The sequence below is a fragment of the Pedobacter sp. CG_S7 genome (genome assembly GCF_040544395.1).
GTDB lineage: Bacteria > Bacteroidota > Bacteroidia > Sphingobacteriales > Sphingobacteriaceae > Pedobacter.
In genome coordinates this window covers 1-11,277 of sequence record NZ_JBEONS010000055.1, presented here as the reverse complement: position 1 = coordinate 11,277, position 11,277 = coordinate 1, and the positions used below count along the sequence as shown (strand labels likewise).

Genomic DNA, 11,277 nt, shown 5'->3' with positions numbered 1-11,277 from the left:
AGAGCTAATCAAAGGGGTGTTGTAGATACTAAATTCTTCCTGTTCAGAATGGAAAAACTTTTTGCCTAATCCCCAATTATTTTATGTGACCCCTTTATCCTTCAATCTCCCGGTGTTAAATTTCGACAATACTAAATCATTAAGGTGAAGAAACGGAATTTTTATACCATCAATATCTGCAATAATTTTTCTCTGATCTGCCGGCTCAAACTCTAGCATGCTAATTCTGGTTAAGAAATCAACTTTTTCTGGTTCATCCCACATTGAAAAGACGATATGTTTTGTGAAATCCAGTTCAGCAATATGCTGTATATCGTCTTCATCAAAGTACATTTCTTTTAGAACATCCAATAATTTCAACTTATTTACATTATCAGGTCTTAACCATAAATCCACATCGCCAGTACTTCTTGCATAGCCATGATATATTACAGAATAACCACCTATGACAATAAAATCAACTTTCCTTAATAAAAGCTCCTTTAATAAGTCTTGATGTTTTTCTATAAACAGGTTCATCCAGCTGTGATTATTCTAATTTTACCTGTGGCAGTTCTGTTCTTTAAGTCTTCTCTACTTACTTGATGTACGCGTAAAATAAGTTCAACTGTATGTCTTAAACGTTCAATAGGTGATTGCCTAATGATATCCTGAATTTCAGTTTCTTTAGCCTCTTCAAATGAGTTGAAAATTCGTATTCTATTTTTTGTCTTATTCATCACAATATCATTTATTAGAATCATTGTTGTACGGAAAAAAAGAAGCCAATAAATTGGCTACTTTAAAAGAATCGTAGATTTGGTTTACAACAACTAAAATACGATGAGTAAAAGTAACTATTTTTCTGGTAAATCGGTTTTCGGACAGCTGATTTCATTAATTGACGATAAGATCATAAAAGGGGCATTAAAAAATGTAGTTCGGACCGGTATGTTAAGCGTTTTACAACCAAAGACCACCTGATCAGTATGTTATTCTGTTCTTTTTCCAAATGTACCTCGTTACGTGAGATATCTGGGGCAATGCTTGGTTTATCTGGCAAGACAGCACATTTTCAGCTAAATCACATTCCAAAAAGAAGCACCTTATCGGATGCAAATAATAAAAGGGATGTCCAGGTTTTTGAAAACATATACCATCAAAATACACCTATTTAATTACATTCATTTAATGAAATTCCTCGAAAACCCAGAGAAAGACTGGATTATTGATAAGGCAGAAATCTAACAGTTAGCTCTTTTTTAATACCTTATTTTTCAAAATCTAAAAATAAAGATTTCAAGTTATTGATTGTCAATTGAATGAAAAATTTCAATTGTTATTTCTGGCTTTTATCGGATGCTAATGTATTTAAATATAGCATTTGCAGCTAAAATACATTAAAAAAAAAGGCGCGTCATTCGGAGAGTCGAATAACTAAAGCCACTCTAGATATTGCAAAACGCTGATTTTTACACTAGGTGTAAATCTCTGCGGGATCACATAAATTCAAAAGCCATCTTTATTTAATTTAAAGGTGGTTTTTGGATTTTGATGTATTTTTCAATCGTCTATATATTTGAACAAATTCAGTTTTTGTGTTCGATAACCATAAGGTCAACTTAATGGGAAAGGCTAGAAAAATCTATTACTTTTCTATTTTCAGCTAACTTATTGTTTATAAGACCTATAATATCCATATCAGAATTGGTTTTGGTGTTCGATTAGGTGAAATCATGAGCTTAGGTTTTGAAATAAGAAATTAGATGTTAGGACAAATAATACAAACGTAGGCTTTCAAAGAGCTATGTTTCAACAAATGTTTGTTTAATAGTAAATAATGCGAGATTATCCAATAATCTCGCATTATTTACTATTTTTGTTATAAATCTTGATTTATGGAAAAGCCACCAGTTGTAAATACAAATAGAGAAGCAATAATTAGCTTATCTGTCGATATGCAGTTTTCTGGTGAAATGAAAATCATTCAAGATGATTATTTGTATTGGGACAAAGTAAAATATAAAACCCATTATGAAGATAAAGGACAGGTTTGGGCTGCGTTGAAATTTCATAGATTCATAACAAGTAAAAGAATCTTGTTTGGCGGATATAAATTCACCTATCCTACAACTGATTTTTTACAGCGAGCATTACATCTTTTTGACCTTCATATAGGAGGTACTTTAACCAGTAATATTGGTATTGCCGAAACCGATAAAGCTAAATTTATGATTAGTTCTATCATCGAAGAATCTATCAGTAGTAGTCAGATGGAAGGAGCAAGTACAACTCGTAAAAGAGCAAAGGAGATGATTCAACAAGAGAAAAAGCCTCGTACTCATTCTGAACAGATGATTTTGAACAATTACATCACCATGCAACATATTGTTCAAATCAAAAATGAAGATTTATCAGTTGAAAAATTATTAGAAATTCATCAACTCATTTCCCGAAATACCTTGGAAAATCCAAATGAAGAAGGTTGTTTTAGAACGAATGATGAAATTTTTGTTGCTAATGTCATGAAAGGTGATGTTGTACATCAACCACCCTTGCATAGCGAATTGGACTTACTCATAAAAGATTTGATCGTTTTTTTTAATACAGATACTAAGGATTTTATTCACCCAGTTATCAAAGGTTGTATTATCCATTTTATGGTGGGTTGGATCCATCCTTTTACTGATGGCAATGGACGAACGGCACGTGCATTGTTTTATTGGTACATGTTGAAAAATGGTTATTGGTTAACGGAATACCTATCGATTTCGAAAATTATAAAAGAGACTAAAAATCAATATGAAAAGGCTTACCTAAATACTGAAAGTGATGACAATGATTTAGGTTATTTTATTACCTATCATATAAAAACCATGATTAAAGCTTATGAAGCTTTAAAAGTATATATTAATAAAAAACAAAATGAGGTGGTACAAGCTGCTAAATTTTTAAAGATAGCAGGCGTAAACGACCGCATGGCACAAATTATTAAAATTATTCACGATGATGCTGATCGGGTTCTGAATAGCAAAGAACTTGAGAAACGATTTAATGTTTCTAATTTCACTGCTCGTCAAGACCTTAAAGCTTTGGTTCTCTTAGGATTTATAGAAGAAATTCATGTGAATAAGAAAAAAATTAATTATATCAAATCTATTGGATTTGAAAATAGAGTTAAAGCAATAAAGTAAATAATGCGTGACATATATTCTTCCACTCAAATGGCTTTACTTGTAAAAAACATTTATAGTTCCTTAGCTTCTGTTGCTTTAATAAAATAAATCTTAATGAGAAACCGCCCGCACAAATGTTATTTCATTATCGTCACTGACTTCAAGCCAAATAATTATAAATCACCTTTTACGTGGCATTCCCAATTATCTGCATAATTTCCTGAAAGTTTATGGGCACGATATTTTACACCTAACCCTCTGCACCTTTAATGCTTAGCTCACTTTTAAGGAACTGTTGAATAAGTTTTAAATCTTTTTCAAACCTATTGGTGAAACTTAAAGTATACATTTACAAACTGTTGAAAAAAGAATCAAGATCGGATATCTTTGTAGTTTTGCCAGCCCTTGCATCAGCTATGGTTTTTTTGCGTAACCGCATTAGGTATATGTTCACCATCAGCCACTTTAATGATTTTGGCATTAAAACTCTTTGCCAATTGCTAAAAGAGGGCTTTGTCTTTATCAGGAATTTGAATTGTTAAAGTAATCATAATTAAAAAGTTAGTAAAAACATCTTTAAAGTTATAAAATTTCGTTAATCACATTTTCTAAAATTTTTCTTTCTATCCTGCGCCTTCAACAAACGCTCATAGAGTGCCTCTTTTTCAGCATGAAGTTTTTTAATTTCTTTTACTGTTTCCGTTAGTTTATTTAGTGGGACCACTACCTAAGACGCTTTGCCGCCTATGTAAGATGTTCCTCTATTCTTCTGGTAATGATTATTTTTGCTCCTTCCTGCACTAATCTTTCAGCTCCGTCAATCCTATACCACTATTCCCGCCTGTGATCAGTATTTTTTTTGATTTCAAATCTGCTCATATATAAAACCTAGTCAATTATTGATAAATCAAGTGATTTTAAAAAATCATGCAAATATCTTCTGAAACTATCATCAGCTAAAGCTTATCGACTTTCTTACTTTGCCATAACTAATGTGTAAATTAACCAGCTATTTCATAAATTAAGGTAATAAATAAATTTGCTTTTCTTTTATATAATGCGCATATAAATTTCCTTATAAAAGATTACTCGAAGCGTCTAAAAAATGGACTAAAAGATTTACATCAGGTCTTCACGAAACAGACTCATGAAAAAGTGATAGCAAATTTGTTACCTGGCGAGCAAAGCATTTTGGTTTTTTCCAGGAATTAACATCTGAGATTACTGCTTTGAAAAGCCAAATTCGTTTACTGATGAGATGGTCAGTACTACATTTAAATTATTTAAGCATATTCACAAATTTAAAACTACGGATAAGGGGAAAAAAAGTTTATAGTTTCATGGTTCCGGTTTCCCTTAAACGGGTATACCAACTAAAGGCCTCTTCCAATAGATGTGGCGTTTGTCCACCTCTTTCCAAAGCCCTTTCAAAGTAATCTTTCAACTGTGCCCGATAGTCTGGATGCACACAGTTTTCAATGATCACTTGGGCTCTTTGTCTGGGTGCCAGGCCACGTAAATCGGCCAGACCTTGTTCGGTTACAATTACATCGACATCATGTTCGGTATGGTCTACATGGGAAACCATGGGTACGATGCTGGAAATTACACCTCCTTTAGCGGTAGAGGAAGTTAAAAAAACACTTAAATAAGCATTCCGGGCAAAATCACCAGAGCCGCCGATGCCATTCATCATGTGGGTGCCACTCACATGAGTAGAGTTTACATTGCCGTAGATATCACATTCCAGGGCGGTATTCATGGTAATCACCCCCAGGCGTCGAATCACTTCTGCTGCATTACTGATACTCTGCTGTCTTAAAACGATCTTGTCTTTATAATTGTCAAAATGATTAAAAATCCTGTCGTAATAGGCTTCAGATACGGTGATGGAAGATCCGGATACAAAAGTCATTTTTCCAGAATCCAATAAATCGAAAGTGCTGTCCTGCAGCACTTCGGAGTACATGGTCAGGTTTTCAAAATCACCTTCTCTAAATCCATCTAAAACAGCATTGGCTACTTTTCCGATCCCGGCCTGCAAGGGAAGCAGTGATTTAGTCAAGTTGCCGATGCGCACTTCATTAGTAAAAAAATCAACCAGGTGTTTTGCAATGGCCTTTGTGGTTTCATCAGGCTCGGAAATTTCTGCCGGACAATCTTTTTTATGGGTCATCACAATGCCCACAATCTTATTGGAATCGATGTGCACTGTGGTCCTCCCGATCCGGGTATTTGCGGCCACAATGGGAATCTCCGATCGATTGGGATATTCTCCTGGATAAAATATATCGTGAAGTCCACAGATCGAAAGGTCGACGGCGGTATTTACTTCAATAATGATTTCATTGGCTAAAGTTGCAAAAGCGGCAGAGTTTCCAACAGAAGTGGTGAGTACTATACTACCATCATCTTCAATCATTGCCGCCTCCAGTACAGCAATATCAATTTTAGGGAAATTATTGGCTTTTAATAAATTGGCCGTTTCCCCTAAATGCTGGTCTATAAACATTACTTTTCCAGCATTGATCGCTTTGCGAAGAATGGGATCTACCTGGAAAGGCAGTCGCAGTGATAGTGCATCGGCAGAGGCCAAAGCCCCATCGGTACCATAACCTAGAGAGGCACCAGTCATCAGTGTTATTTTAAGCGGATCTGTTTTAGCCCGTTCTGCAAGTGCAGGTAATACAGCCTTGCTATCCCCTGATTTTGTAAATCCACTGGAGGCTACGACCATATTATCTTTAATCAACAATGCTGCCTGTTCGGCAGTCATTAATTTTTGAATTAAATCGGCCTTGCGAATTCGATCTGAGTACATAGATTTAGTTTATGGTGACAAATCTAAAGTCATTATGGATGGTATGTTTATCCAATAAAGACAAAAATATATCATTTTCGGTCAGCATTTTTTAATCCCTCAAAACGCCTTTAATTTTTACATATTCTGATGGCCTGATGCCTAAAGTTTTGTAAAAGGTGGTGCTAAACGTTGGAATGCTGTTGTAGCCCACCAAGATAGCGACTTGCTTTACGGAAAGTTTATCCTCTAGTAAAAATTGTACTGCGCGCATCATTCTCTGGATGGTGAGGTATTGGATAAAAGACATGCCGACTTCACTTTGAAAGAGCCGGGAAAGGGTTCTTTCACTTAAGCCAAATTTTCCGGCAAGAACGGGGAATGCAATCGTTTCCTGCAGATTGGCCGCCATATATTTGATTATGGTATCTAACCTTTTGTCTTTGGGGTAAGGTAAAGCCAGCGGAAGGTTGTACAGGCTGATCTCGGGTAAAATACTCTTTAAAGAAAGGGCAAAGCGATAATCACTTTTGTTCTTTTGATCGATATCTCCATTGTAGCGGTTGCTGAAAAGAATCATCTGTAGCAGTAAGTCATTGATGGGATAAATGGCAGTTTTGGAATAAAAGTTGTCTTCATTTTTTTCTACCGGGAAATAAAGATTGCGCATCACCACCGCTGCAGAGCTGGGATGGATGCTGTGCACCACCCCTGATGGGATCCACATGTAATGTCTTGCGGGTAAAAAAAAGGTTTTATCGTTGGTCACCACATGAACAACCCCCCCTTCGGTATAAAGAAACTGTCCTTTTTTATGCTGGTGAAAGGGAATGTCTTTCTCGCCCATTAAATCGTGCATACAATAAATGGTGTTCTTTAACTTATCTACTTCGGTTAAATAATAATTGCTGATGCTAGGCATGGCTGAAATGAATAAACAATTGTCTGCCAAAGATAATCAAGCCAAATTAAATCCTTGCAACTTTGTGCTTAAATTATTTTACCACCATGAACAAGCGCAACTTTGCCGCTTTTATATTATTATTGGGTGTAAGCACACCTATAATGGCGCAAAATCTGCGACAGCTTTCCCTGCCACAGGCTCTCCACTTGGCTTCTGTACAAAATACTTTCCTCCATAAAGTCAAAATTAACCAGAAAATAAAGGAAGCAGAAGTCCGGGAAAAGGAAGAACAACGCCTTCCTGAAATGGATTTCCATGCTTCTTATGCCAGGATCAATAACCTAACTGAGTTTAAGGATGGATTTAAGGAGAAAACCGTTACGCAAACCATCCCAGAATGGGCCGACCTTACGGCATCCGCCAGATTGCCCCTTTACGCAGGGTCTGCGGTTAAAAAAAGCATAAAAAAAGCAAAACAGGAAAATCAAATCGGTTTGCTTCAGGTGGAGAAAGCGGAGAATGACGTGCAAATAGAAGTTACTGCTAACTTTTTAGGCATATTTAAACTGATGGAATTGCATAAGCTCCTTAAAGAAAATAGCATAGAAGAAAACGATCGCTTGCGTGAAGTGAAGCAATTCAGGAAACATGGTACGGTAACCAATAATGAAGTTTTGCGTGCAGAACTCCAGTTGTCAAACACGCAGCTCAAGTTAATTTCTAACCAGCGGAAGATCGATGTGGCCCTACATGATTTGCAAACACTGCTTCGATTGCCTGAAGGGGAACCCTTAAGTCTGGATACTTCAAATTTGTTGGCGCACAGTCTTTCGGTCGGGAAATATGCCTCCTACATGGAGGTGGCTTTGCATAAAGAAGAAATGCGCATTGCAGCACAAAAAGAGGCTATTTCCTTCACAGAACTTAGCATCGTGAAAAGCAACTACTATCCAAAAATATCTTTATTCGGTTCTTATGGTGCCAATTACCCCAATTACATGTTCTTCCCCCCTAACCCTTACGTCTATACTTTAGGGAAAATTGGGATCGAAGCCACCTGGAGCTTGTCAAATTTGTATAAAAACAAAAGTAGAATGCACATCGCCAATCAGAAAATTGAAGCCGAAAAGGCGGACACCCAGCTGCTGGAAGAGGAAATCTCCGACCGTGTTTTTGCACAATACAGCCAGTTTCTGGAGGTGATGGACAAATTGCCTGTGACCGAAAAAGCCCAGATACAGGCTGCTGAAAACTATCGCATCGTTAAATTAAAGTACCTCAATCAACTCGCTTTAATCACCGACATGATTGATGCCGATAATTCCTTGCTGGAGGCAAAATTTAATGTGGTTTCTACACGAATAGATGCCCTAATGAAACACTATGAATTGCGTTACGCCGCTGGCTTATTATAAACCCATAACATGACAACACAAAAAGCAGCAGCTGAACATGGCCCTTTTCACACCCTTTTTACCGTTATCGCCAGCTTTATTGCTGGTGGAGGTATCCTGATGGGGATTTGGTTTTTAATTTTCTATAACAACAATGAGGAAACCAATGATGCCCAGATTGACCAGTATGTTACCCCTGTGGTGACCCGGATTACAGGCTATGTACAGGAAGTACGTTACCAGGAAAACCAATTTGTTCATCAGGGAGATACTTTAATCGTTATCGATAAGCGTGAGTACCAGGCACAGTTGGACATGGCTTTGTCAGATGCAGAAAATGCGAAGAAAAATGTACATGTTTTAGAAAAAAATGTGGCGTCCACCCAGAGCATTATCGCCATCCAGCAATCGCAGCTTGCAGCGGCTAAATCTGAAGTTTGGAAGACGCAGCAGGAATTTAAACGTTACAGTGCCCTGCTCAAAGGAGAGGCCGCGACAGAGCAACAAGTAGAAACCTTAAAGTCCAACTATGAATCTGCAGTCGCCCGTTTCCAGGAAAAACTGCATGCTATTCAGTCTTCCTCGCTCAATACGGCAGAGGCTGCGGCAAAAGTGCCCATGGCCAGCACCGTTATTGGAGGTAAAAAAGCAGCCGTAGACCGTGCAGCACTTTATGTTTCTTATGCGGTAATCACCGCTCCTTATGATGGCTGGGTGGGTAAAAAGACCATTCAACCCGGGCAACTGGTTAAAGAAGGCCAGACTTTGGCTTCAATAGTGAGTAAGGAAAAATGGATTTCTGCCAATTATAAGGAAACACAGGTGAGTAAAATTGTGATTGGGCAGCCCATTACTTTTAAAGCAGATGCCGGTGGCAACCATATTTTCCATGGCGTGGTGGAGTCTTTTTCTCCGGCCAGCGGCGCCAGGTTTTCCATTCTCCCTCCGGACAATGCTACAGGGAACTTTATTAAAATTGAGCAGCGTATTCCGGTAAGGATTAAATTGACTGACAAAGTGCAGGAAACCGAATTTCTACGTGCAGGGATGAATGTGACTGTCATTGCCAATCACCAAAAATAATGGCTGTACAAAGTGTATTTAAACCCTGGATGCCAGATTGGGCCATCAAAGCAGTATTAACTTTTTGCATGTTGCATTCCATGGTATTGTTAGGGCTGTATACTTCCAACCTCACCTATTCTGCCAGTTTTCTGGATGTGGAAGTAGAAGATTTGCAGTATGCAATGAGCATTACCTATGGTACTTTCCTGGCGACGATTATGATTGAGAGCCGCATCTTTAAATTTTTTCCGCCAAGGAACTATTTTATTGCCATTTATTTTCTGGCGGCACTAACGTTTATTATTTCTGCGTATACCCATGACTTCGTACCTTTTATCTTTCTGCGTATGGCAGAAGGTGTACTTATGGCCTTGCCATGGATTCCACTTCGGGTGCTACTGCTCACCCGTTTTAAGTCTAAAAATGCTACCATTATTGTTTTTTCCTTAACCTATGGGGCGTTGTTAATCGCCTCCCCCTTTATCATGAATATTGTGGTCTGGCTACTGGAAAACTATGATTGGAAATACATGGCTTATGGCTCTGCATTTTTCCAGTTTTTATGTGTCGCCCTGGTGCTAATTACCTTTAATGGCCACCGTTTCCATAAAAAGACTCCTTTATATCAGGTAGACTGGGCCAGTTTTGTGCTGGTGCATGCCGCGATTCTGTGCGGTGCATTTGTATTGGTGTATGGGGAAAAAAAATACTGGTTCCAATCCAATCAAATTGTTTGGGCAACGGTCGCGACCGTGATTACTGTAGGACTTTTTTTAGTAAGGCAATTACTGGCCAAACGTCCATGCTTTGACCTGGTGGTGTTCCGCTATGCCAATCTCCGCACCGGCTTAGTGTTGTTTATCCTTTTCTACATTTCCCGTGCAACATTAAATATTTGTCATAGCACGATGAGTAAAGTCTGGAATTGGGAACCCATGCGGGTGGCACATATCCAATACCTGAATGCTTTTGGTGATCTGATCGGGATTTTTATCGCCGCCATCTTGCTGTCGCGCTCCGTAGCCACCCGTTATATTTTTATATTAGGCTTTAGCCTGATGGCGATTTACCATTTATGGTTTACCTTTTTATTTGTTCCCGATGTATCGCTGGGGAGTATTGCAGGGCCCTACTTGTTGCAAGGAATCGCTGTAGGGATTTTATTTGTGCCCTTAGTTTTATTCACTGTTTCTGCGGTACCAAATGCTTTAGCACCCTTTTCAGGCGTTGTTGGGGTGGGTGGCCGTTTTTGGGGCAGTACCCTAGGTTTCTGCATCATGCAAAATGCACAGATCTATCTCCAGCAAAAACACTACAGTAAGTTCCAGCAATATGTAACTCCTGAACAAACTGAAGCACAGAATCAGGTAGCTTTAGCCACAGATAGATTCCTTTCCAAAGGTTTTACACCTGATGATGCCCATCAACTTGCTTTAAAGCAAATTGTTAGTAACATCAATAAACAATCAATTTTGTTGTCTAACATGGAGATCTTTACAGTTGTGGGTATAGCGTTAATCGCCTTAGTGGTTTTACTACTTTTTAATCAACATTTAAAACAAACATTTGACCTGTTTAGGAATAAAAACTGGGGCTCTTAATCGATTACAATTTTCTCAAGATATTTGCTGTGCGATTGATGGGAACGGTTTTGTGCAATAAAACCCATGTACATATGAAAGATAATATGGGAGGCTTTTATCTTGAAATTGTTTAATTAAGGCCAAGACATCATTACTTCCTTGCAATGGTGATATCACCTGAAATCCATCTCCTGTGAGCCATTCTTAAATCTCTAAAACAGCGATATCATCATCAATTATAAGAATTAAATTTTTCTTGATAAAGCGTTTTAAATTAATTATTAGTAACCACTCAGGTTCCCTCTAACTTACTTTACTGACCTGAAAAATCGTTTAAGGTGTTATTTTCTTTGGATTTTATTTTCAGAAAAAAGCG

At 37.8% G+C, this 11,277-nt stretch carries 9 protein-coding genes and 1 pseudogene; 5 read left to right on the top strand and 5 right to left on the bottom strand.

All coding sequences use genetic code 11. The features are described 5' to 3' along the window. Positions 1-81: 81 nt before the first annotated feature. Positions 82-519: a nucleotidyltransferase gene (locus AAKU52_RS16425; RefSeq protein ID WP_354335544.1), complete on the bottom strand. Its 438-nt coding sequence runs from the start codon at positions 517-519 to the stop codon at positions 82-84. Beyond that, complete coding sequence (locus AAKU52_RS16420) at positions 516-719, bottom strand: hypothetical protein (RefSeq protein WP_354335540.1); 204 nt, start codon at positions 717-719, stop codon at positions 516-518. Before AAKU52_RS16420 ends, AAKU52_RS16425 begins: the two co-directional genes overlap by 4 nt. A gap of 186 nt (positions 720-905) precedes the next feature. Between AAKU52_RS16420 and AAKU52_RS16415 the strand changes: the two genes are divergently transcribed. Both AAKU52_RS16415 and AAKU52_RS16410 read left to right on the top strand, forming a co-directional pair. Further along, positions 906-1,157: a DUF4372 domain-containing protein gene (locus tag AAKU52_RS16415; RefSeq protein WP_354335546.1), complete on the top strand. Its 252-nt coding sequence runs from the start codon at positions 906-908 to the stop codon at positions 1,155-1,157. Positions 1,158-1,877: 720 nt separating this feature from the next. After that, a complete protein-coding gene (locus AAKU52_RS16410) occupies positions 1,878-3,173 on the top strand; it encodes a Fic family protein (protein ID WP_354335538.1) in 1,296 nt (431 codons plus the stop codon). Positions 3,174-3,328: 155 nt separating this feature from the next. On the opposite strand, the pseudogene AAKU52_RS16405 reads toward AAKU52_RS16410, so the two are convergent. The 3 genes and pseudogenes from AAKU52_RS16405 to AAKU52_RS16395 form a co-directional block, all read right to left on the bottom strand. Beyond that, positions 3,329-3,397, bottom strand: a pseudogene (locus tag AAKU52_RS16405) (hypothetical protein); the annotation flags it as partial. 1,088 nt (positions 3,398-4,485) lie between these two features. Further along, positions 4,486-5,976, bottom strand: a complete 1,491-nt coding sequence (gene scpC, locus AAKU52_RS16400; protein WP_354335536.1) for a succinyl-CoA:acetate CoA-transferase ScpC — start codon at positions 5,974-5,976, stop codon at positions 4,486-4,488. A gap of 91 nt (positions 5,977-6,067) precedes the next feature. Continuing rightward, entirely contained in the window at positions 6,068-6,877 is an 810-nt protein-coding gene (locus AAKU52_RS16395) for an AraC family transcriptional regulator (RefSeq protein ID WP_354335533.1), read from the bottom strand. 86 nt (positions 6,878-6,963) lie between these two features. Between AAKU52_RS16395 and AAKU52_RS16390 the strand changes: the two genes are divergently transcribed. From AAKU52_RS16390 to AAKU52_RS16380, 3 genes are read left to right on the top strand one after another with little or no spacing between them, the layout of a single operon-like run. Continuing rightward, the gene (locus AAKU52_RS16390) at positions 6,964-8,274 is read left to right on the top strand and encodes a TolC family protein (protein ID WP_354335531.1); all 1,311 of its coding nucleotides are present in this window, start codon (positions 6,964-6,966) and stop codon (positions 8,272-8,274) included. Between the two features lie 9 nt (positions 8,275-8,283). Beyond that, positions 8,284-9,336: an HlyD family secretion protein gene (locus AAKU52_RS16385; protein ID WP_354335529.1), complete on the top strand. Its 1,053-nt coding sequence runs from the start codon at positions 8,284-8,286 to the stop codon at positions 9,334-9,336. Continuing rightward, positions 9,336-10,919: an MFS transporter gene (locus AAKU52_RS16380; protein WP_354335527.1), complete on the top strand. Its 1,584-nt coding sequence runs from the start codon at positions 9,336-9,338 to the stop codon at positions 10,917-10,919. The genes AAKU52_RS16385 and AAKU52_RS16380 overlap by 1 nt, the downstream gene beginning before the upstream one ends. The last annotated feature ends 358 nt before the right edge of the window (positions 10,920-11,277 follow it).